Genomic DNA, 21,610 nt, shown 5'->3' on the forward strand with positions numbered 1-21,610 from the left:
CTTAAATAAAGACACTTCCCGTCTCATTTTTATTGATTAAACCAGGGGCTGACTCATGACTACAATCGTAAGTGTTCGCCGTAAGGGCCAAGTTGTAATCGGTGGTGATGGACAGGCGACGATGGGTAATACCGTCATGAAAGGCAATGTTCGCAAAGTACGCCGTCTTTATAACGACAAAGTCATTGCGGGATTTGCTGGCGGCACTGCTGATGCTTTTACTCTTTTTGAACTGTTTGAGCGCAAATTAGAACTTCACCAAGGGCATTTAACTAAAGCTGCGGTAGAACTTGCTAAAGATTGGCGCACAGACAGAATGCTACGCAAATTAGAAGCGTTGCTTGCTGTTGCAGATGAAAATACATCTCTTATCATCACAGGTAATGGTGATGTGGTTCAACCAGAAAACGATTTAATTGCTATCGGTTCCGGTGGCCCTTATGCACAAGCAGCGGCTAGAGCTATGCTAGAAAATACTGAACTTTCTGCACGAGAAATTGCTGAGAAAGCACTTAGCATCGCTGGAGATATCTGTATTTACACTAACCATAATGTCAACTTTGAAGAACTCTCTTCAAAAGAGTAAGGATTAGAGAGCATGTCTGAAATGACTCCTCGCGAAATTGCCAGTGAACTTGATAGATTTATTATTGGTCAAGATAAAGCGAAACGTGCTGTGGCGATTGCCCTACGTAACCGCTGGCGTCGTATGCAGCTTGATGAAGCGCTACGCCATGAAGTCACACCTAAAAATATTCTGATGATTGGACCTACCGGTGTTGGTAAAACTGAAATTGCACGCCGTTTAGCAAAATTGGCAAATGCACCTTTCATCAAAGTCGAAGCAACTAAATTCACCGAAGTGGGTTATGTGGGTAAAGAAGTCGATTCTATTATCCGTGACTTAACCGACTCTGCGGTAAAAATGGTACGTAGCCAAGCAATTGAAAAAAATCGCTTCCGCGCTGAGGAAATGGCTGAAGAACGTATCCTTGATGTACTTATTCCACCAGCAAAAAATAACTGGGGCGTAACAGAACAAGCATCAGAACCTTCAGCTGCACGTCAATCTTTCCGTAAAAAATTACGTGAAGGCCAATTAGACGATAAAGAGATTGAAATTGAGTTATCTGCAACACCAATGGGTGTTGAAATTATGGCTCCTCCAGGAATGGAAGAGATGACGAACCAATTACAATCTATGTTCCAAAATTTAGCGGGACAAAAGCAAAAAGCGCGCAAGATGAAAATCAAAGATGCGTTTAAGCTTATTGTTGAAGAAGAAGCTGCTAAATTAGTTAACCCTGAAGAGCTTAAACAGCAAGCTATTGATGCGGTAGAACAACACGGTATCGTCTTTATTGATGAAGTAGATAAAATCTGTAAACGTGGTGGACAAAGTTCTGGCCCTGACGTTTCTCGTGAAGGTGTACAGCGTGACCTCTTACCACTGGTTGAAGGTTGTACAGTTTCAACAAAACACGGTATGGTAAAAACAGACCATATTCTGTTTATTGCATCAGGCGCTTTCCAAGTTTCAAGTCCTTCTGATTTAATTCCTGAATTACAAGGACGTCTGCCAATTCGTGTTGAACTTCAAGCGCTGACAGCAGAAGATTTTGAGCGTATTCTAACTGAACCTAATGCATCGTTAACAAAACAGTATGAAGCATTAATGGCAACCGAAGGTGTGTCTATTAGCTTCACCGAAGACGGTATTCGCAAAATTGCTGAATCAGCATGGCGCGTAAACGAAACCACTGAAAATATCGGTGCTCGTCGTTTGCATACTGTTTTAGAGCGTTTGATGGAAGAAATTTCCTACGATGCAAGTGAACGTCAAGGTCAATCAGTATTGATTGATGCAGAATATGTGAAACAGCATCTGGATGAGCTTGTCGCAGATGAAGATCTGAGTCGATTTATTTTATAATCAACTTGTGCGATCCTTATCAGCAATATTTACGTGGGAGGCTTGCCTCCCATTCTTATTTTTATAATAACAACGAACATGAGTATCGAATTTCAGCATGAGCTCTCTAAATTCCACTAGCCGGACCCAAGCCTGGCTTGAAAGTTTACGACCCAAAACTCTACCTTTAGGGTTAATTGCCATTGTGACTGGTTCCGCATTAGCGTATTGGATGGGTCATTTTGAGCTACCTATTGCACTGCTTGCTATATTGACAGCAGGAACGTTACAGATCTTATCAAACCTTGCCAATGACTATGGTGATGCCGTAAAAGGAACAGATACTGAAGAGCGTTTAGGGCCACTTCGTGGAATGCAAAAAGGCATAATAACAGCGGCTCAAATGAAAAAAGCGCTGATCCTAAATGTTATTATTTCCTGTATCTGTGGTATTGCACTGATTATTGTCGCCTGTAAAAAGCCAGAAGATGCTATTGGCTTCTTAGTGATGGGTTTACTCGCTATTGTTGCTGCGATTACTTATACCGTGGGTAAGCGCCCTTATGGTTATATGGGGCTGGGTGATATCTCTGTTTTAATTTTCTTTGGCTGGTTAAGTGTCATCGGAACTTATTACTTACAATCCAACACTTTTGATATTGTTACCCTACTTCCTGCCACAGCCTGTGGTTTACTTTCTGTCGCTGTTCTAAACATCAATAATATGCGCGATTTAGAAAGTGATATTCAGGCAGGTAAACATACATTAGCTGTTCGCTTAGGCCCTGCTGGCTCACGAACTTACCATACGTGTGTTATTTTTCTCTCTATTGCCTGCTTAATTATCTTCACTCTACTTTATATGCATCGCTGGACCGCGTGGTTATTTTTACTCGCCACCCCTATGCTTTTACTGCATATCAAACGTGTGAATGCCGATCATTCAGGTGAGGCGATGCGTCCACTACTCGAACATATGGTAAAAGCAGCACTGTTAACTAACGTTCTTTTCTCTTTAGGTTTAGTTTTAGAATAATTTCACTCGATTGTTGATTTGACTCACTGAATTTTCAGTGAGTCTTTTGCCAACCGCCCCTGTTAAGGGATATACTGGACTTTCCTGTGGCAACCTGACGTAATCTCCTATGAAATATGATACTTCTGAACTCTGTGATATCTATCAAGAAGATATCAATGTCGTAGAACCGCTTTTCTCAAACTTTGGTGGTCAAAGTGCCTTTAACGGGCAAATCATCACCGTTAAATGTTTTGAAGATAATGGCCTGCTTTATGACTTACTCGAAGAAAATGGCAAGGGTCGTATTCTTTTGGTCGATGGCGGTGGCTCTGTACGTAAAGCCTTAGTTGATGCTGAACTAGCGCGACTTGCTGTTTCTAATGAATGGGAAGGCATTGTCGTTTACGGCGCCGTACGTCAAGTTGATGCATTATCAGAGCTTGATTTAGGTATTCAAGCAATGGCTGCTATTCCTGCGGGTTGCCAAAGTGAAGGCATTGGTGAAAGTGATATCCGTGTTAACTTCGGTGGTGTTACCTTCTTCTCTGGTGATTATCTTTATGCTGATAACACAGGGATCATTTTATCTGAAGAGCCATTAGGCTTAGATGAAGATTTGATTGAAGAGTAATTGTTACTTTTTATCTGCGTTCTTACGATTTCAATACTCAAAAGCCACCTAACGGTGGCTTTTGTTTTTTAGGCTTTAAGCAAATAAAGACAATTATTGCACGTCTTCCATTTTGCCTAACAGCGCGCGTAAACGCTCTTGCCAAGTTGATTGCTCTTGTTTCAGTTCTTCATTTTCACGAACAAGGGCTTCGCGTGATCCTGCTGCTTCTTGAACTTCTTGGCTCAGCGCGTTATTTTTTTCTTTTAACTCTTCGATTTCCATCTGTAATAACGTGATGGTATCAATTGCTTGTTGTACTTTTGATTCTAACTTCTCGAAAACTTCAAATGACATACTGTAATCCCCCATATAATCGATACTTCCGATTGTAAGTAGCCTATCAACAACTGTCTAGCATCTTCCGAGGAATTACATTCTTTTTTCAATTTATCAAAAATACTGGTCAGATCACATTACAAATGTCGAACAAGTCACTAATTAAGAGCGTTTTCACTCATTTTCTTGATGAGACACACAAATTTCAATTTCGCTTATTCTCGTTTACGCTCATTAACGATAAATTCACAGTTATCTTTTCAATTCGAAAAGAATACTAACAATAAATAACCCTCTTTCAGGATAGAATATATGAGCCAGACGAAAACCTCTCTTATGGGTCAATGCATTTCTGAATTTATCGGAACTGCGTTACTAGTCTTCTTTGGTCTTGGTTGTGTTGCTGCGGTACGTATTGCAGGCGCAGAGCTAGGACTGTGGGAGATAAGTATTATCTGGGGGCTGGGTGTTGCCTTAGCCGTTTATCTTACCGCGGGCACATCTGGTGCTCACTTAAACCCAGCAGTTACCGTTGCATTTTGGTTATTTGCTTGCTTTGAACGCAGAAAAGTTATCCCTTATATTATTGCACAAATGTTAGGTGGCTTCTTTGCCGCTGCTATTGTGTATTTTATGTACTACAGTGTTTTCCTCGACTACGAACAAGTTAATGGCATTGTCAGAGGCTCACAAGAAAGTCTCTTCACTGCTGGTGTATTTTCAACTTATCCTGCAGCTCAAATTTCCGTTGTACATGCCTTTTTTGTTGAAGTTATCATTGCCGTTATATTAGTTGGCTTAATTTTAGCCTTAACTGATGATGGCAACGGTGTACCTAAAGGTCCATTAGCACCTTTATTAATTGGTATCTTAATTGCCGTAATCGGTGGTGCATTTGGCCCATTAACTGGATTCGCCTTAAACCCAGCTCGTGACTTTGGTCCAAAACTGGTTGCGTACTTTGCTGGCTGGGGTGATATTGCGCTGACTGGTGGACGTGATATCCCTTATTTCTTAGTTCCAATGATTGCTCCATTTATCGGTGGTATCTTAGGTGCATTGGCTTACCGTAAATTAATTGGCCGTCACTTACCTTGCGATACCTGCAAAATTGAAGACGATAAATAAAATTAAGAGCAATATTGTTGATTATCAGAACAGGTTACTAACATGACGACAGAAACAAATACATCGAATACCGAGAAAAAATACATTGTTGCACTGGATCAGGGTACAACCAGTTCACGCGCCGTAGTCATTGACCACGATGCCAATATCGTCAGTATTTCACAACGTGAATTCACCCAAATCTATCCTAAGCCAGGCTGGGTTGAACACGATCCAATGGAAATTTGGGCGACACAAAGTGCAACCTTAGTTGAAGTATTAGCAAAAGCAGATATTCCATCCGACCACGTTGCAGGTATTGGTATCACAAACCAACGTGAAACCACCATTGTATGGGATAAAGAAACAGGTAAACCTGTTTATAATGCAATTGTATGGCAATGCCGTCGTACTGCGGATTTCTGTACTCGCTTAAAAGATAAAGAAGGTGTTGAAGAATATATCCGTCAAAACACGGGTTTAATGGTTGACCCTTATTTCTCTGGTACAAAATTAAAATGGATCCTCGACAACGTCGAAGGCGCTCGTGAAAAAGCAGAAAAAGGCGAATTGTTATTCGGTACTGTTGATACTTGGTTAGTTTGGAAAATGACACAAGGTCGCGTTCACGTTACAGATTTCACTAACGCCTCACGTACCATGTTATTTAATATCCACTCTTTAGATTGGGATCAAAAAATCCTCGATCTGCTGGATATTCCTCGCAATATGCTACCAAAAGTAGTGCCATCTTCAGAAGTTTATGGCCAAACAAACATTGGTGGTAAAGGGGGGACACGTATTCCTATTGCCGGTATGGCGGGTGACCAACAAGCTGCACTTTATGGTCAGCTTTGCGTACAAAGCGGCATGGCAAAAAATACCTATGGTACGGGTTGCTTCTTACTGATGAATACAGGTAAAGAAGCTGTTCGTTCTAATCATGGTTTGTTAACAACAATTTGTTGTGGTCCTCGCGGTGAAGTGAACTATGCCCTAGAAGGTGCGGTATTCGTTGGTGGTGCTTCTATTCAATGGCTACGTGATGAGCTAAAACTCATTGATGAAGCTACTGACTCTGAATACTTCGCAACTAAAGTTAATGATACTAATGGCGTCTATGTTGTTCCTGCATTTACAGGTTTAGGCGCACCATATTGGGATCCGTATGCTCGTGGTGCTATTTTTGGTTTAACCCGTGGCGCTAACCGTAATCACATTATTCGTGCAACCTTAGAGTCTATCGCTTATCAAACACGCGATGTGCTTGATGCAATGCAAGCTGATTCAGGCGCACGTTTACAATCACTGCGTGTTGATGGTGGTGCTGTTGCCAACAACTTCTTAATGCAGTTCCAATCCGATATTTTAGGTACGCGTGTAGAACGCCCTGTTGTTCGTGAAAGTACCGCATTAGGTGCTGCATTCCTTGCTGGTCTTGCTATCGGTTTTTGGAGTGATTTAGAAGAAGTGAAAAACAAAGCCGCTATTGATAAGGAATTCCGCCCTGGCATCGAAACCACTGAGCGTAACTATCGCTATAACGGCTGGAAAAAAGCCGTCGCTCGCGCTCAAGAATGGGAAGATCGCGGTTAATTCAGTAAAGGTTAATTGCAGTAAAACTGTTTGAGAGAGAAGTAGCCTAGGCTACAAAACCAAAATGCCGAGATTTTTATCTCGGCATTTTTTATTTCAGTCACTACATCAATCAACTAAATAGTATGTTCTTCATGGCTAAAACGATGAGCCAAAGGAAGCCAACAAAGCATAATCACTACTGACATAGCAAACATAATCATACCTAAACTGAATTGATTATGTTGTGGCAGTAAAGCAGAAAACCATGTTGCTACACCGGAACCTACATTTTGTAAACCACCCACCAGTGCACCTGCTGAACCCGCTAAATAAGGGAATGGCTCCATCGCCCCTGTTGTTGCTAATGGGAATAGCATACCTGCACCAAAGAAAAATAGTGCTGCGGGTACTAATAAAGTCCAAATATTAATAATATTTAGCCAACCGGGGATCCACATTAAAATCCCTGCGGATAAACAACAAAACACAGAATGCCACATCAGCTGTACAAAGGTTTTGCCTTCACGGCCTGCATACCAAGCACCAAAAAATGCAGCGGGAATAGGCAAAATAAATAATATACTGATAGTAATACTATTTAATCCCAACACGCCGCCCATCAATACACCGCTTGATGCCTCAAAGACCGCAATACCTGATAACGCACAAATCAGCATAATTAAAAATGCACTGAAGGTACTGTTTGAAAGCAGTAAGTAAAATGATGATAACATTTTACGTTTTTCAACTTGTACAGGACGTGTTTCAGGCATCCAACGATACATACAGAAAAGAACGCTACTTCCCAATAATAATAAGAAGATATAACACGCATGCCAGCCAAAGAAGTGAGCGACAACACCACCAATCATCGGCGCTAATAATGGGCTAACTAAAACGCCCATATTTAACAAACTATTGGCGTAACGTAATGCAGTTCCTGTATATAAATCACGAGGTTGGGTACGTGTCATTACACCTGCAACACCGGTTCCCATCCCTTGTAAGGTACTTGCAATCACCAGTGTGGTTAAATTTTGCGAGAAAATCGCTACGAGTGTTGATAAACAAAAAATAGTCATACCAACTAAAATAACAGGACGGCGCCCTACTTTGTCGGAAATAGGTCCATAAATTAGCTGTGAAAAACCATAAGAAAAAAGATAGGCACCCATAACTTGCTGTACCGCTCCGGTTGGCTCACCAAAGTAAACGGCCATATCAGCAATAACAGGAACATAAATAGTTTGAGTCATTTGACCCACAGCAACCAGTGCAATTATCAATAATAATAGATTTGCATGCTCTAACTTTCTCATTTCTTTTCTTTGCTCAAGAATTTCAGATAAATAAATTAACGGACAGGCACACACCACAGAGAATTTATAAAAATAAACTCTGCAAAATGCATGCCTTTTCAGAATGAGACTAAGTTAACAAATTTGGAGAAATTTGCGAGATAGCCAGCAATTTTTGTATGACACCTAATGTCAGAGAAAAACACCATAGCTGTCAATATAAATGTACATATTGTGTCATTGATTGACAAAATCTCAGATAAATAACATCACCACACCATCTTGATAAATAAAAAATCGCTTCCTATTTAGAATAAATAATCAACATAAGCATATTTATCAAAAGGAGATAATCTCTATGGCTAATTGGGTGAATGGAAAAGTTACTCAAGTTCATCACTGGACTGATGCGTTAATGAGTCTTGTCGTCAATGCTCCTATTGATAAGTTTACAGCTGGGCAATTTGCAAAATTAGCGCTAGATATTGATGGCGAGCGAGTACAACGAGCCTACTCTTATGTGAATGCACCTAATGATCCCAATTTAGAGTTCTATCTGGTGACTGTGCCTGATGGAAAATTAAGCCCTAAATTGTGCGCACTAAAAATAGGTGATGAAGTTCTTGTGACCGAACAAGCCAGTGGCTTTTTTGTATTAGAAGAAGTACCCACCGCGAATACACTTTGGATGCTTTCGACAGGCACCGCTATCGGCCCTTTCCTCTCTATTTTACAATTAGGTGAAGATCTTTCTCGATTTGAAAATATCGTTCTTGTCCACGCTGTTCGATATGCTAATGACTTAAGCTATTTACCTTTAATGGAAAAACTCGTTGAACGTTATCAAGGCAAATTACGCATTCAAACCGTTGTCAGCCGTGAAAATCATATTGGCTCATTAACAGGACGTATTCCTGCACTCATTGAAAGTGGGGCTTTAGAAAAAACAGTTGGCCTAACCATCAGCCCAGAAGAGAGCCATATTATGTTGTGTGGTAATCCACAAATGGTCAGAGACACTCAACAACTCTTGAAAGAGCAGCGGGAAATGCGTAAGCATTTACGACGAAAACCCGGGCATATCACCAGTGAGCAATATTGGTAATATGAAAAAGAGAAATAATAATAGGGGCGAATTCTTCTCTTTCGCCCTTATTAATTTATTTTAATAAAAAGTATTAGCGTAAGCGTCGGTAATCCACTTGCTCAGTTTGTTTACCAAAATAGTTTTCACCGTCATTACCAATAAATACACCACAATCAAGCAACATAATCATCCCAATAAAAGAAGGAAGAAAACGTCCAATCGCCCATTGCCAAAAAGGTTCTAAACTACTGGTATCGGCTAATCCTAACATCACGGCAAGTAAGAGTAATAAGAGCCATATTCCTCTTTTATTTCTATCATGCAGTCTTTTTGTAAAAATCGCGCATAAAGGATAAAGAATAAAAAAGATGAGTATCCACATAACAATAGCTGGTAATGGATAAATCATATCATTAATAATAAATAAGCCTAAAAAAAGAGCAAAACAAGCCCCTAAACCAGCCCAGAAATCACGACGTCCAATTCGTCCTTTGAATGAAAATGCCCAATGTTGTAAGGTCATAAATTCTCAATAATTTACTTAATTTGTGAATTACACTGTCCATTTGGTATCAAATAATACAGACTAGCCAATAACAGCACAGATAAGCGGAGGACAGATGATAAAAGCAAACACACTTTCTACGTTATACCTGATAATCATAAGTATTGCTCTTTGTTTGCCAACTTCTGTTTTTGCAACAGAAATGTCTGTCACACAAAAACAGCCCACTAAAGATGATATTGCCTATCTTAAACAAGATGCACCTGTTTTTGAGATAACCATTCCAGAGCTAAGAGCTAAGTTCAATCAACAAAATCCGTTGTTATCGCTTAACGAATATAAAATTATTACTAATCACGATATTGCGATCCCTCTTGTTAGAGCTGCAACGCGTATTACGCCTTATCTCTATTCATCTGCAATATTAGAGCGCGGGAGTGAAAAAATAAAAAGTTTACAACTCACGCTGATCCACTCCCCAGATTCACCTGAATTAGAAAAAATAAATCGCGAGCTAACAACACAATATATTATCACTTTGATCGCCCAATTTGACTCATCAATAACCCAAGAGCAAATTCAAGAAGCTCTCAATTTATTCGCATTTAAAAATCAAAATTCTGATTACATTAGCCATGATGTGGGTGCTATTCGCTATATTATTGCCCATGAAGATGACCAATTAACCACCTTCGCCATTGAACCGATTAAGCTTTCTTTAAACAGCAAGATCGTTTCAGCTATTCCGTGATAAAAAACAAAGCTATTCTATTCATTGTTCTCTATACTGTTGTGCATCAACAGAATTCGTGTTTATTAGCAAACTAAATTTAAACCACTCGGTTGGAGGAAAAGTTATGCGCCATCCATTAGTCATGGGTAACTGGAAACTCAACGGCAGCATTCATATGGTTCATGAATTAATTGCTGCATTACGTAAAGAAGTTAGCGGTGTTGCGGGTTGTGATGTTGCTATCGCACCACCAGCAGTTTACCTATGCCAAGCACGCCATGAAATTGGTGGAAGCCGTATTGCATTAGGTGCTCAAGATACAGGTGTTAACTTATCAGGTGCTTTCACTGGTGAAACTTCAGCAGAAATGCTGAAAAACGTTGATGTTAAATACGTTATCATTGGTCACTCTGAGCGTCGTACTTATCATAAAGAATCTGACGAGTTTATCGCTCAAAAATTCGGCGTGTTAAAAGAGTTAGGTTTAACACCTGTATTATGTATCGGTGAAACTGAAGCAGAAAATGAAGCAGGCAAAACACAAGAAGTGTGTGCTCGCCAAATTGATGCTGTTTTAAATGCACATGGTGCAGCAGCATTTAAAGATGCCGTTATTGCTTATGAGCCAATTTGGGCTATCGGTACAGGTAAATCTGCAACTCCAGCACAAGCTCAAGCGGTTCATAAATTTATTCGTGATCATATCGCGAAAAAAGATGCTGCTATCGCTGAACAAGTGATCATTCAATACGGTGGCTCTGTTAATGATAAAAATGCAGCCGAACTGTTTGGTCAACCAGACATCGATGGCGCATTAGTTGGTGGCGCTTCACTGAAAGCGGACGCATTTGCCGTTATCGTTAAAGCAGCAGCACAAGCTAAAGCGAAAAAATAATTTTTATCTTTCTGGCCTATGCCATTAATCGATAAAAAATAGAGAAAATCACCTTACTGAAGATAAAGCAGAAGGTGATTTTTTTGTTTCTAGCCGTGTGATCAGCGACGACTTATTTCATCAAACACACCGCCTGTCGCAAAATGTGTTTTCTGTGCAGATTGCCAATCGCCAAAAACGTTATTAAGCGTAAATAACTCTAGTTTTGGAAAACTACTTTGATATTTTTCCGCTATCGCTTTATCTCTAGGGCGATAATAGTTTTTCGCAGCGATTTCTTGTCCTTGTGGTGAATAAAGATACTCTAAATAAGCGGTAGCGATTTCTCGTGTGCCTCGCTTATCAACCACTTTATCAACGACAGAAACGGTAGGCTCTGCAAGAATAGAAACTGATGGAGTAACAATTTCAAATTTATCAGCCCCTAATTCATTAATCGCTAATAAAGCTTCGTTTTCCCATGCAATCAATACATCACCAATGCCCCGTTCAACAAAGGTGTTTGTGGCTCCTCTTGCACCTGAATCTAACACCTCAACTTGCTGATAAAGTGCTTTGACGAAGGCTTTGGCTTTTTCACTGTCTTGATGATTGGCTTTTAATCCATATCCCCACGCTGCAAGATAGTTCCATCTCGCACCGCCTGAGGTTTTTGGATTAGGGGTAATAATTGAAACACCTGGTTTGATTAATGAATCCCAATCGACTATTTGTTTAGGGTTTCCTTTTCTGACCAGAAAAACGATTGTTGACGTGTAAGGGGCTGAATTATCAGGAAGTCGTTTTAGCCACCGTTTATCAATACTCCCTCTTTGAGCGATTGCATCTATGTCATAAGCTAGTGCTAAGGTAACAACATCCGCTTCAATACCATTTATTACCGATGTTGCTTGCTTTCCTGAGCCACCATGTGATTGACGAATAGTCACTTTATCTCCCGTTTTCTGCTCCCAATACTGACTAAATGCTTGATTATACTGCTGATAAAGTTCTCTCGTTGGATCATAAGAGACATTCAATAATTGAATATCTTTAGCCCATAAAATATTGGAAAAAAGTAATGCCATTAAAACGGTTGATAACACACCCCATTGTTTAAACATATCTATCCCCCTATCGTTAAGTATTTAACTAGGCTGACAGAAAGTTTTATAACGATGAAATAACAAAAAGCCGATGGATATACACAACAGGAATATATCTATCAATATAAAGGGGAGCAGAAGAAATAAAGGAGGATAGAGATCGCTAAATGAAATGTTTTCACTCGAGAAACTACTCTGACACAAAAAAGTATCAGAGCAGTTCACGAATAAGGATAGAACTCAGAAAGGCTTTGGTATTACGGTGAGGCTATTGCTTAGTACAATTTTTTCGCTGTTTCATACCAATCAGCCTTAAAGACACGTTTCATATTCATAACCGCATCAATAATATCATGGTGAACCAGTTTTTCGTTTTGAATACCGACACAACGACCGCCATAGCCTTCTAATAGCAGTTGTACAGAGTAAGCACCCATGCGAGAAGCAAGAATACGGTCGTAAGCAACTGGAGAACCACCACGTTGGATATGACCTAATACCGTTGCACGCGTTTCATGTTTAGTTTCAGCCTCAATAAAACGAGCCAATTCATGCACATCACAAACGTGTTCAGTGATTGCAACGATGGCGTGACGTTTACCACGTTCAATACCCGCTTTGATTTCTGCCAATAACTCATCACGATTAAAAGGTAATTCAGATTCAGGCAGAACAACAAATTCACAGCCCCCTGCGATTGCCGCAGACAGTGTTAAGTCACCACAGTAACGTCCCATCACTTCTACGATAGAGATACGTTTGTGAGAAGTTGAAGTATCACGTAAGCGGTCAATGGCTTCAACAGCCGTTTCTAATGCAGTGAAATAGCCGATAGTGTAGTCAGTACCAGCAACATCATTATCGATTGTGCCTGGTAAACCGATACATGGAAAACCTGCTTCCGTTAATTTTTTTGCACCTAAATAAGAACCATCACCACCAATAACAACTAAGGCATCAAGCTCATTTTGTTTCATGTTTTCGATAGCAACAGCACGTACATTGTCTTCACGGAACTCAGGGAAACGAGCAGAACCAAGGAATGTACCACCACGGTTGATCATGTCTGACACGCTAAAACGGTCGAGTTTTTTCATGCGATTTTCGTATAGCCCCATGTAGCCATCCATAATCCCATAAACCTCTAAACCTTCACTTAGTGCGGCACGGACAACACCACGGATCGCGGCATTCATACCTGGTGCATCACCACCACTTGTTAAAACCCCAATTCTTTTGATCCCATTGACCATGATTACCTCTGATTCTTATTCGATGTAATTATTGCAAAATTGTTGGAATAACTTTTTATTTCAATACCGGCTTATCTGGTGTAATTTTCCGATATCGTAAATGCTGAATTGATTCAACAATACCATTGTACGCATATTTTTTACCAGTTCATCATTATCGTACATTTTTTTTCATAAACTTGATGCGCATTAAACTAATCAAGTAGCCTGTATAAATATTATACTAGTCTATCTCAAACGCATTTCGCCAATAAGTTAACACTTTTTATACAGACACTTTACTGCCTTTTTGCATTCATCTCAAAAAAACGCTATTTACGCTAAAAAATAGCATCGGCATATTTTGATAAATATTCAGTTTTCTCTGGTGTGATGTTCTATCTACCGTTTATCTCTCTATTTTGTGATGTCATCCTTTCAACGAAAAAGATGATCTAGGGTACATTTGTGACCATCAACAAAGTTCTCTGGTTGATTTACCGCTTTTCAATCTAGACTGATACAGTGGAACTCACACTTAATAGGAGGTTTTATGTTTGATTTAACGGGTAAAATCGCTTTGGTTTCAGGTGGTGCAAAAGGTATTGGTAAAGGTATCGTTATTGCCCTAAAAAATAGTGGTGCGAAAGTGATTATTGCCGATATTGATGATGTTGCAGGCAATAAAACAAAACAAGAATTGAATATTGAGTTTATGCACCTTGATGTCACTCATCAATCTGCCTGCGAAAAAGTGGTTGATGATGTAGTGAAAGAGTACGGTAAACTCGATATTCTTTGTTCCAATACTGGTATTTTCCCTCAAGCCACTATTAAAGAGATGACGGAAGCCGATTGGGATAAAATGCACACCGTTAACCTCAAGGGGATGTTTTTCTTAGTAAAAGCAGCCCTTCGCGTAATGGAAAAACAAAAACAAGGTCGTGTAATTATCACTTCTTCTATTACAGGCGCTATTACGGGTTACCCGGGTTGGAGCCACTATGGTGCAAGTAAAGCAGGACAATTGGGTTTTATGCGTAGCGCAGCACTAGAATATGCACGCCATGGTATTACCATCAATGCTGTGATGCCAGGAAATATCCTCACCGAAGGCTTACAGGCGCAAGGTGAAGCTTATTTAAATCAGATGAAAGCGTCTATTCCAACACATACTTTAGGTGAACCAGAAGATATCGGCTATGCCGCCGCATTCTTTGCGTCGAATGAAGCCAAGTATATTACAGGTCAAACAATTATCGTGGATGGCGGGCAGATTTTACCTGAATCTCCAGAGGAGTTGTTGTAGCTTATATAGTATAGAGATATTATTTTTATGATATCTCTATACTACCTTAATTACCCTCCAGCCATACACCTGATTTAGTTCAATTAAATCAACGGGTTAAATTGAAATCAAAGCTGTATATTAAAATACTATACAATCATTTATTGTTATGTGTTACCGTTGCATGTAACCATATCTATATACATTAACAATATCTATTATTAGCTGTATTTTTATGAAGAAAAAAAAATTTGCAACATTAAGAGCTTGGAATAGAAAACGAAATTATGTGATGAAAGATATTCGCTATTATTTCAACTTGTTTATAGAAAAAATCCTTTGGGATAAACCTAAAAAAACAACTATTGATTTCAACTCAGTAAAAACAATACTAATTTTGCGCAATGAAGGAAAAATAGGTGATGTCATTGTAGACACTGCAATTATAAAGATACTATCTCAACACGGCTATATAATTGATATTTTAGTTACATCAACAAATGACTCGATATTAAAATATAATAATAATATAAGAAAAATATATATTGCCAATAATATAAGTCTTAATGATTTCATGAAGAAACACAATCACAATGTTAGTAAGGACGTTGTGAGAAAATTAAATGAAAATAATTATGATTTAATCATAGATCCATCTATGTTTAATATTCCTATACATAGACCTAGGCTTTTAAAAGAAATTTCAGCAAAAAACGTTATTAGTTTTAATAAGAAAAGTTGGTTAAAACATTATAGTAAATCAATTTATTTTGATTATAATTTAGATCATATAAAAAAATCATATGAGCTATTATTAGCAGAATTTAATATTAATGAGGAAAGCATAGATTATGATATTTGCTATCCCAATGATATTGATGAAGAAATAGAGAGTTATTTATTTACTCTACCTAAAAACACTAAGAATATTATAATAAACATATTTGCTGGTAGTGATGACCGTTGTTTATCTTTAACTCAAGCTAAAGAAATAGATGAAAAATTAAATTCCCTCTATAATGATATTAATATTATTATTTTAGATCATAAAAAAGTAATACCAGACAATACATTTAACCATGCAAAAATATATATACCAAAATCACTACAACACACTATTGCATTGATCTCAAAAGCAGATCTTGTTATATCACCCGATACCTCTATTGTGCATATTTCTGCAACATTCCGACGCCCTCTAGTAGCAATATATAAAGATGCTATCCACAATAATAAATTGTGGGGACCCGGCTATGATAATTCTCAACAAATTTTCGTTTCTAATGCAAAAACATATGAAGACAATAATATTGTTGAACAAATAATAGCTGCATCAGAGAAATATTTAGCCCCCAAATAGCAGTAACTCTTTTTATAAAAGAACTACTAAAATAATGAAAAAATACTCAGATAAAATATAAGGCACTTTTGAAATTTCTTATCTTGTAATTTTAAATAGAGTTACTCAATAAAAAAAAGCCCCTCTCCAGAGGGGCTGCAAAAGACAGGGATGGTGTCCAAAAATAGAACTTAACTCTTTGTTTTTATTGAATTCTAACAGTACACCGTCCACCAACTGTCCACATCCACGAAAAAACGACCACATTGAAAAAAAAGATAAGCCTTCTAAAAATGGAAGGCTTACTCTTTTGTACCCGATTTAAGATTTTCTGAATTTGTCCATAGATCAATAAAATTTCCAGAAACATAAACTTTTACATGAGCAATACCTGACGTCCACCCTTGAGATACCACTTTCTCAATTTCCGTTCCGTCTTTCACGTAAGTACATTCTGAAGCTAACATTTTTTCTATCGCATCCAAGTCTTTATGTTTAGCCGCGGCTGATAACCTGTTAAATGAATCTTCTGAAATACAAACAGGATAATCATTAGAAAGATATGCTGCATTTGCAACGCCCATTGGTAGCAATGCAAATAACATCCCTAAAATATTTTTTCTCATTAAAAATCCTTATAACTTTTTTCAATTTAAACAACTAAACTAAATAGCGGTTCAATTACTTCAATTTCTGTAATTATAAAGGAGTGTATCTACAATGAGTAAAATTGTCATTTCTGTACTAGTGATTGCAGTCCTTAATCTGCTTTCAATAAATACTGTATCAGCTCAAAACTACCCTTGTTCTGGTAAAAAAGGCGGTGTATCTCACTGTGAGAATGGTAAATTTATTTGTAATGATGGAAGCACAAGTAAATCAAAACGAGTTTGTACTGATGAAAGTGATACAAAGAAAAAATAGAACATTTCAGATATAAACAACGCCCGGAACACTCCGGGCATTTTCATTAAATCGCTAACGCCTGTTGGCAATACTTATCAAGATGTGGCTCTACTCGTTCAATCAATTGAGGTTTTGAAATAAACCGCGTTACGGTTTCATGGCTGACGAACGTCGCGCCACAATTGATATTCTGGCACTGGTTATAACGTTCTTTGGTATCGGAAGATATTTGCTGACTACTACGAGTATGTGCGGCATGACCACAAACAGGACAAATCATCATAAACGGGTTACCTCTTTATGATGTGGAAATTACCTGTAATTATACACAGGCACTATTCCTTATCCATATCTATCTCACTGCTTTTAACTTCTAATTCTAACGAGGTGGTAAACCCGCTATTGTTCAGGGAATGGCTCACCGTGACCAATGTCCAATAGGCTTCATCAATCTCAGGTTTAAAACCGCTCACTTGTACCGGCAATTCAGGAAAGAGATCCGCACGTCCTTTTGCAAGGGTAATGCTAAATGAAGCAACGCCCCGCTGTATTTTTTCCCATGCGGCTTTAGCAGCGCGTTCGGCATTGGTTTTACTTGCATAAGTGTGAGACAACACCATCACATTACCTTCTTCACCGACAAGGTACTCCCCTTGTTTCTCTTCTTCTTTTTTCGGTTTATCGGTAGTCGGTTTTCTACGGCGAATTTGTGACTGTGTTTTTTCTTGTGGCTTACGGGTATTTAAATAATTGGCAGTCACGCCAGTGTAAGCACCTCTATCGACTAATGAAAAACGGTGTCCATCCCCCACACTGCGGGTGATTTGTACTAGCGGTAATGCTTGACCACTGGCGGTGGTATTGCCCCCTTGCACCATAAACAGCAAACTCCCGTTTTTAACACAGGCGGTGGCACCATTTAATTGCCCTAAGCGGGTTAAAAAACTGCCGTCTGACTCATTGGTCTGGTCGATGTGTTCAATCTTCACTGTATCAAGACCAGGATCAACCACCGCCGTGACATTATTACGCCCTGCAATGGTTCTCACGATATCGCCTAATGTTTTTTGATGATACGACATTTCACGGCGAACATTCAGCGTTGCCCTAAAGTCGGCACTACGAGCACGTAATGTCATTTTATCGGGTACACCTGAATGCTCTATCTCATCGACCGTAAACGAGCCTTTATGAATAAGGTTTTCACCCTGCCAACCAAGATGTAAAGTTAATACCTCACCCCGTTTTGGCATCATTAATGCGCCGTCAGAATCATCTAACTCAATATCAAGCCGGTCAGCTTCAAAGCCCCGATTATCCGTTAATGAAAGTGAAATTAATCGCCCTTGAATTTTGGCGCTAATATCTTCATCACCGGCAATTAACACGAAAGCTGGCGTGCTACTTTTACCGGTGATCATTTCTGGCAGCATTATGATAAAACTCCTTTCATCGCTTCACCGGCACCATTGGCCATCATGCCTAATTGGTCGCTTAAATCTCCCAACATCTGACTGATGGAGTCATCAACACGCTTTAATGTCAGCGAGAAATCAATTTTTCTGGCGGCGCCGTCTTGGAAAAATTCGGTATGGGTGCGTTGTAAATCGGTGATCACAAACATGCCGTGAATGGTGCCCGTACCATCAATAAACGACCACGCTTTACCACTATCCGCCATTAATTCCAATGCTAACAACGACACTTTACCGCCGGTTAATGAGGGATAAAGCGCTCCCGATAAAGTGATCACATCAGTATCAGGGCCAATAAATTGTTGTGCCGGTCGGCGTGCGACACGTTGAGTAAAACCATGTCGCCACGTTTGTTGTTTTTGTAGAGATTGATAAGGTACTGTGCGTAACTCAAACACAAATACCCCAAGTGCTGCCATCATTACCACACCTCATTATCTTGATAACGGCTATTTAATCGTGCTTGTTTGTCACGTTCACGGCGTTCAATTTCCGCGATAACAAGTTGTGCGATATCTTGCGCGGATTGATTCGATTGAGGATGAATATTAATTTCATAATGTGCCGGCGCGCCTTGATAACGTTGTTGCTGAATGTTCACGTTAGCCGGTGCCGTACGATAGTTTTCAACCGGCAAACTGTACGGGTGTAACGGGGCATTTTGTGCCTGTAATGAAAAGGCACTGCCTAGCGATAATGCGGCTGTCGCTAACATGGCGGTGTGTTTACGGCTTGTGATATTCGCAGGGCCCTCAACAATTTCAGGGCCATTTTCGCCGGCAATACCAAACTGACCACGGGGAATATAACCGCCTGAATCATACATACCGGCAAAATTACTGTTGTAAGAATCTAACGCAGACTGCACTTTTGGATCGGAGGTTTTAGCAAACTCCGGTGTCAATGCTTCTTTGGCAGCGGTTGCCAATTCCCCAATGCTATTTTTAAAGTCTGTCCATTTGTTTTTTATTCCCTGAATAATGGAATCAATCAGGTCGCTACCAAACTGTAAAAATTTAGCCGGTAACGCTTTGGTGTCTTCGACAATCTCATCCCATTTAGTCGATATTGTCGTTTTAAGGAATTCCCATTTTTCTTGGGTGTACTTAACGATTTGATCCCAATTGCTATAAATAATCCCCGGTAACGTTTGTGTCATGAAAAAGGTTTTTATTCCTTCCCAGATACCTGAAATTACAGATTTAACCGACGCCCACGCGGTTTTGGTATAGCCAATAATACTATCCCAATGTTTTGCAATTAAGCCCGGAATCGTCCAGTTAAAGAAGATGTATTTAATCCCTTCCCATGCTTTTAAAATAGTCTCTTTCAATGCTTGCCATGCGATAGCGGTACGCTGTTTAACAGACTCCCACACCTTGGTGATATACGGCTCAATCTTATCCCAGTTTTTATAAATCAGATAAATAGCCCCGGCAATAGCGGCAATAGCTAACAAAATAGGGTTAGCTAACATGGCTTTACCCAATCCTAAAAATGCACTGCCTAATAATTTAATTGGTTTTAATAACAGTGTTAACGCGCCACTGCCTTTAATGCCTAAAATTGACAGGCTTAATTTCGCGGCGGCTAATGGCCCTAACATTGCGGCAATGGATAACGAGAGCACACCCAGTGTGGTAATAATGCCTGCAATGGCTAAACCCACCATAGTCAGTGTTTTAGCCAGTTCAGGGTTTTCTTTCATCCACACACCGACTTTAGAAATAACACTTGTAATACTTTGTGATATCTGACGCAACGGGCTATCAATACCGTCAAAAATCTGAATGCCTAAATCTTCCCATGCAGATTGCAGGTTTTTCATATCCCCGCTTAAGTTATCCGTCATGGTGCCCGCCACTTTTTGGGCTTCACCTTTTGACGCCTTGAGTTCTGCTATTAATTTTTGTAAAGAGCCTGTGGATGCCTGATCTACTAAAACCATTAATGAACTAAAAGCTTCTTCACCGGCTAATTTTTTAAATAAGCCAGCGCGTTGAGCATTACCCATACCTTTAGTTTTTTTGTCTAACTCGACCAATATCTCCGTGAACTCTCTAAAATTTCCTTTTGAATCGGTTGTTTTTAGATTTATTTCTTTTAACGCTTTAGAGACTTCCGAAGTTGGTGCGGCAAGCCGTCCAAAAATAGATTTTAAGCTTGTACCTGCCGTACTTGCTTGAATCCCCGCATCCCCTAACTTGCCAGCAGCGGCGGCAGTAGTTTCTAAATCAACACCTAATGAAGATGCAGGAGGAGCAACATATTTCATGGTATCACCGAGCATTGCTAAATTAACATTAGCTCGTGTAAATACCCCTACCAGCGTATCACTCACTCGACTCATTTCATCAGAGCTTAACCCAAAGCCGGTTAAAATATTGGATCCGATATCTGCCGTGGTACCTAAATCAATATCACCTGCTAATGACATTGCCAATGTGCCCGGCATGGCATTTTTAATTTGCTCAGGCTTAAAGCCTGCCATTGCGTAGAATGCCTGACCTTGCGCCACTTGGTTTGCAGTAAATGCCGTGGTTGCGCCTAGCTCTCGCGCTTGTTCGCGCAACATCTTAAATTCATCGGAGTTTTTATTTAAGCGCGTTAATGCCTGCACCTTTGACATACCAACATTAAACTCGTACCCCGGCATTAAGGTTTGTTTGGCGGAATACAGCATACCGGCACCGGTTGCTGTCATAGTAGCACCGGCGCCCGCCATTTTATTACGTACATCGAGCGTTTTTTGATACTGCGATTTAGCCGCCGCCATGCGCCGTTCTTGTTCGGCACTGCGCCTTAATTGGTTTTCTTGCCGGCGGAGCTGTTGCGTGGTGCGTTCAATATCACCATTAAGTCGCCGTTGTGCTTGACCGAGTTGATTAGTAGAAATGCCATTGGCTTGTAATGCCGAGCGCTGTCGCTGTGCCGACTGCTGTAATTGCTCATATTTGGTTTTGAGTTGCCCCGCTTCCCGTTGCGCTTTTTTAAACGCCTCTAACTGTTTTTTTGTCGGATTTTCACTGTTGGCAATTTCTTTGGCGAGAGTAGCAACACGTTGTCTGGCGGATTGGTACGCTTGCTGTGTGGAGGTTAACTGCTGTTTAATTTTTCGAAAGCCGTCAATTTGTGAGGCTTGCTGATTAAGTGTTTTTAACGAGTCACGCGACTGGCGCACAGCGGACGCCAATCGCTTATTA

22 protein-coding genes are annotated in these 21,610 nt (G+C 39.7%); 12 read left to right on the forward strand and 10 right to left on the reverse strand.

The features are described 5' to 3' along the window. Positions 1-55: 55 nt before the first annotated feature. The 4 genes from hslV to rraA all read left to right on the forward strand — a co-directional run bounded on the left by hslV (position 56) and on the right by rraA (position 3,561). The gene (gene hslV, locus JEP36_RS15440) at positions 56-586 is read left to right on the forward strand and encodes an ATP-dependent protease subunit HslV (protein WP_006534149.1); all 531 of its coding nucleotides are present in this window, start codon (positions 56-58) and stop codon (positions 584-586) included. A gap of 12 nt (positions 587-598) precedes the next feature. After that, on the forward strand, positions 599-1,933 hold the full coding sequence (gene hslU / locus JEP36_RS15445) for an HslU--HslV peptidase ATPase subunit (RefSeq protein WP_099073971.1): 1,335 nt from the start codon (positions 599-601) through the stop codon (positions 1,931-1,933). Positions 1,934-2,030: 97 nt separating this feature from the next. Then, complete coding sequence (locus JEP36_RS15450; protein ID WP_109373415.1) at positions 2,031-2,948, forward strand: 1,4-dihydroxy-2-naphthoate polyprenyltransferase; 918 nt, start codon at positions 2,031-2,033, stop codon at positions 2,946-2,948. Positions 2,949-3,057: 109 nt separating this feature from the next. Beyond that, positions 3,058-3,561 (forward strand): ribonuclease E activity regulator RraA, encoded by a 504-nt coding sequence (rraA, locus tag JEP36_RS15455; RefSeq protein ID WP_100157725.1) that lies wholly within the window; start codon positions 3,058-3,060, stop codon positions 3,559-3,561. A 93-nt stretch (positions 3,562-3,654) separates the two neighbouring features. On the opposite strand, the gene zapB is transcribed toward rraA, so the two are convergent. Continuing rightward, positions 3,655-3,897 (reverse strand): septal ring assembly protein ZapB, encoded by a 243-nt coding sequence (gene zapB, locus JEP36_RS15460; RefSeq protein ID WP_109373414.1) that lies wholly within the window; start codon positions 3,895-3,897, stop codon positions 3,655-3,657. Between the two features lie 294 nt (positions 3,898-4,191). Between zapB and JEP36_RS15465 the strand changes: the two genes are divergently transcribed. Both JEP36_RS15465 and glpK read left to right on the forward strand, forming a co-directional pair. Next, a complete protein-coding gene (locus JEP36_RS15465) occupies positions 4,192-5,007 on the forward strand; it encodes an MIP/aquaporin family protein (RefSeq protein ID WP_198620347.1) in 816 nt (271 codons plus the stop codon). A 42-nt stretch (positions 5,008-5,049) separates the two neighbouring features. Beyond that, positions 5,050-6,582 carry a glycerol kinase GlpK gene (glpK, locus tag JEP36_RS15470; protein ID WP_151436595.1) on the forward strand — a complete coding sequence of 511 codons (1,533 nt, stop codon included), beginning with the start codon at positions 5,050-5,052 and terminating at the stop codon, positions 6,580-6,582. 116 nt (positions 6,583-6,698) lie between these two features. On the opposite strand, the gene emrD is transcribed toward glpK, so the two are convergent. Beyond that, positions 6,699-7,883, reverse strand: a complete 1,185-nt coding sequence (gene emrD / locus JEP36_RS15475) for a multidrug efflux MFS transporter EmrD (protein WP_198620346.1) — start codon at positions 7,881-7,883, stop codon at positions 6,699-6,701. Between the two features lie 337 nt (positions 7,884-8,220). Between emrD and fpr the strand changes: the two genes are divergently transcribed. Beyond that, positions 8,221-8,967, forward strand: coding sequence for a ferredoxin--NADP(+) reductase (gene fpr, locus JEP36_RS15480; protein ID WP_198620345.1), 747 nt, complete (start codon positions 8,221-8,223; stop codon positions 8,965-8,967). 73 nt (positions 8,968-9,040) lie between these two features. Here the strand turns inward: fpr and JEP36_RS15485 are convergent, their stop codons facing one another. Then, positions 9,041-9,472 (reverse strand): DUF805 domain-containing protein, encoded by a 432-nt coding sequence (locus tag JEP36_RS15485; protein WP_198626430.1) that lies wholly within the window; start codon positions 9,470-9,472, stop codon positions 9,041-9,043. Positions 9,473-9,569: 97 nt separating this feature from the next. Between JEP36_RS15485 and JEP36_RS15490 the strand changes: the two genes are divergently transcribed. Beyond that, positions 9,570-10,205: a DUF1454 family protein gene (locus JEP36_RS15490; RefSeq protein WP_198620343.1), complete on the forward strand. Its 636-nt coding sequence runs from the start codon at positions 9,570-9,572 to the stop codon at positions 10,203-10,205. Between the two features lie 106 nt (positions 10,206-10,311). Beyond that, positions 10,312-11,082, forward strand: coding sequence for a triose-phosphate isomerase (gene tpiA, locus JEP36_RS15495; protein ID WP_069366847.1), 771 nt, complete (start codon positions 10,312-10,314; stop codon positions 11,080-11,082). A gap of 101 nt (positions 11,083-11,183) precedes the next feature. Here tpiA and JEP36_RS15500 read toward each other — a convergent pair whose 3' ends face one another. Both JEP36_RS15500 and pfkA read right to left on the reverse strand, forming a co-directional pair. Beyond that, complete coding sequence (locus tag JEP36_RS15500; RefSeq protein ID WP_198630434.1) at positions 11,184-12,185, reverse strand: sulfate ABC transporter substrate-binding protein; 1,002 nt, start codon at positions 12,183-12,185, stop codon at positions 11,184-11,186. Between the two features lie 257 nt (positions 12,186-12,442). Next, a complete protein-coding gene (gene pfkA, locus JEP36_RS15505; RefSeq protein ID WP_075673000.1) occupies positions 12,443-13,420 on the reverse strand; it encodes a 6-phosphofructokinase in 978 nt (325 codons plus the stop codon). Between the two features lie 532 nt (positions 13,421-13,952). On the opposite strand from pfkA, the gene fabG reads away from it, so the two are divergent. Together fabG and JEP36_RS15515 are read left to right on the forward strand one after the other, a co-directional pair. Beyond that, positions 13,953-14,708 (forward strand): 3-oxoacyl-ACP reductase FabG, encoded by a 756-nt coding sequence (fabG, locus tag JEP36_RS15510; RefSeq protein WP_198630435.1) that lies wholly within the window; start codon positions 13,953-13,955, stop codon positions 14,706-14,708. 214 nt (positions 14,709-14,922) lie between these two features. Beyond that, positions 14,923-16,047, forward strand: a complete 1,125-nt coding sequence (locus JEP36_RS15515; protein ID WP_196564333.1) for a glycosyltransferase family 9 protein — start codon at positions 14,923-14,925, stop codon at positions 16,045-16,047. A gap of 281 nt (positions 16,048-16,328) precedes the next feature. Here JEP36_RS15515 and JEP36_RS15520 read toward each other — a convergent pair whose 3' ends face one another. Continuing rightward, positions 16,329-16,652 carry a hypothetical protein gene (locus tag JEP36_RS15520; protein WP_072070640.1) on the reverse strand — a complete coding sequence of 108 codons (324 nt, stop codon included), beginning with the start codon at positions 16,650-16,652 and terminating at the stop codon, positions 16,329-16,331. 94 nt (positions 16,653-16,746) lie between these two features. Between JEP36_RS15520 and JEP36_RS15525 the strand changes: the two genes are divergently transcribed. Next, positions 16,747-16,950, forward strand: coding sequence for a hypothetical protein (locus tag JEP36_RS15525; protein ID WP_064505875.1), 204 nt, complete (start codon positions 16,747-16,749; stop codon positions 16,948-16,950). Between the two features lie 46 nt (positions 16,951-16,996). On the opposite strand, the gene JEP36_RS15530 is transcribed toward JEP36_RS15525, so the two are convergent. The 4 genes from JEP36_RS15530 to JEP36_RS15545 form a co-directional block, all read right to left on the reverse strand. Beyond that, positions 16,997-17,215 (reverse strand): ogr/Delta-like zinc finger family protein, encoded by a 219-nt coding sequence (locus JEP36_RS15530; protein ID WP_071233994.1) that lies wholly within the window; start codon positions 17,213-17,215, stop codon positions 16,997-16,999. Positions 17,216-17,267: 52 nt separating this feature from the next. Then, positions 17,268-18,365, reverse strand: a complete 1,098-nt coding sequence (locus JEP36_RS15535) for a phage late control D family protein (RefSeq protein WP_198630436.1) — start codon at positions 18,363-18,365, stop codon at positions 17,268-17,270. Further along, complete coding sequence (locus JEP36_RS15540; RefSeq protein WP_036907694.1) at positions 18,365-18,829, reverse strand: phage tail protein; 465 nt, start codon at positions 18,827-18,829, stop codon at positions 18,365-18,367. The genes JEP36_RS15535 and JEP36_RS15540 overlap by 1 nt, the downstream gene beginning before the upstream one ends. Then, positions 18,829-21,610: phage tail tape measure protein (locus JEP36_RS15545; protein ID WP_198630437.1), on the reverse strand; the 2,782-nt coding region annotated here is incomplete at its 5' end. The genes JEP36_RS15545 and JEP36_RS15540, both read right to left, overlap by 1 nt.

Source organism: Proteus sp. PR00208 (genome assembly GCF_016238545.1).
GTDB lineage: Bacteria > Pseudomonadota > Gammaproteobacteria > Enterobacterales > Enterobacteriaceae > Proteus.

What these genes read in the sequence shown, in the direction of transcription:
- hslV (WP_006534149.1), top strand. Translation starts at nt 56, where the DNA reads ATGACTACAATCGTAAGTGTTCGCCGTAAGGGCCAAGTTGTAATCGGT.
- hslU (WP_099073971.1), top strand. Translation starts at nt 599, where the DNA reads ATGTCTGAAATGACTCCTCGCGAAATTGCCAGTGAACTTGATAGATTT.
- JEP36_RS15450 (WP_109373415.1), top strand. Translation starts at nt 2,031, where the DNA reads ATGAGCTCTCTAAATTCCACTAGCCGGACCCAAGCCTGGCTTGAAAGT.
- rraA (WP_100157725.1), top strand. Translation starts at nt 3,058, where the DNA reads ATGAAATATGATACTTCTGAACTCTGTGATATCTATCAAGAAGATATC.
- zapB (WP_109373414.1), bottom strand. Translation starts at nt 3,897, where the DNA reads ATGTCATTTGAAGTTTTCGAGAAGTTAGAATCAAAAGTACAACAAGCA.
- JEP36_RS15465 (WP_198620347.1), top strand. Translation starts at nt 4,192, where the DNA reads ATGAGCCAGACGAAAACCTCTCTTATGGGTCAATGCATTTCTGAATTT.
- glpK (WP_151436595.1), top strand. Translation starts at nt 5,050, where the DNA reads ATGACGACAGAAACAAATACATCGAATACCGAGAAAAAATACATTGTT.
- emrD (WP_198620346.1), bottom strand. Translation starts at nt 7,883, where the DNA reads ATGAGAAAGTTAGAGCATGCAAATCTATTATTATTGATAATTGCACTG.
- fpr (WP_198620345.1), top strand. Translation starts at nt 8,221, where the DNA reads ATGGCTAATTGGGTGAATGGAAAAGTTACTCAAGTTCATCACTGGACT.
- JEP36_RS15485 (WP_198626430.1), bottom strand. Translation starts at nt 9,472, where the DNA reads ATGACCTTACAACATTGGGCATTTTCATTCAAAGGACGAATTGGACGT.
- JEP36_RS15490 (WP_198620343.1), top strand. Translation starts at nt 9,570, where the DNA reads ATGATAAAAGCAAACACACTTTCTACGTTATACCTGATAATCATAAGT.
- tpiA (WP_069366847.1), top strand. Translation starts at nt 10,312, where the DNA reads ATGCGCCATCCATTAGTCATGGGTAACTGGAAACTCAACGGCAGCATT.
- JEP36_RS15500 (WP_198630434.1), bottom strand. Translation starts at nt 12,185, where the DNA reads ATGTTTAAACAATGGGGTGTGTTATCAACCGTTTTAATGGCATTACTT.
- pfkA (WP_075673000.1), bottom strand. Translation starts at nt 13,420, where the DNA reads ATGGTCAATGGGATCAAAAGAATTGGGGTTTTAACAAGTGGTGGTGAT.
- fabG (WP_198630435.1), top strand. Translation starts at nt 13,953, where the DNA reads ATGTTTGATTTAACGGGTAAAATCGCTTTGGTTTCAGGTGGTGCAAAA.
- JEP36_RS15515 (WP_196564333.1), top strand. Translation starts at nt 14,923, where the DNA reads ATGAAGAAAAAAAAATTTGCAACATTAAGAGCTTGGAATAGAAAACGA.
- JEP36_RS15520 (WP_072070640.1), bottom strand. Translation starts at nt 16,652, where the DNA reads ATGAGAAAAAATATTTTAGGGATGTTATTTGCATTGCTACCAATGGGC.
- JEP36_RS15525 (WP_064505875.1), top strand. Translation starts at nt 16,747, where the DNA reads ATGAGTAAAATTGTCATTTCTGTACTAGTGATTGCAGTCCTTAATCTG.
- JEP36_RS15530 (WP_071233994.1), bottom strand. Translation starts at nt 17,215, where the DNA reads ATGATGATTTGTCCTGTTTGTGGTCATGCCGCACATACTCGTAGTAGT.
- JEP36_RS15535 (WP_198630436.1), bottom strand. Translation starts at nt 18,365, where the DNA reads ATGCTGCCAGAAATGATCACCGGTAAAAGTAGCACGCCAGCTTTCGTG.
- JEP36_RS15540 (WP_036907694.1), bottom strand. Translation starts at nt 18,829, where the DNA reads ATGATGGCAGCACTTGGGGTATTTGTGTTTGAGTTACGCACAGTACCT.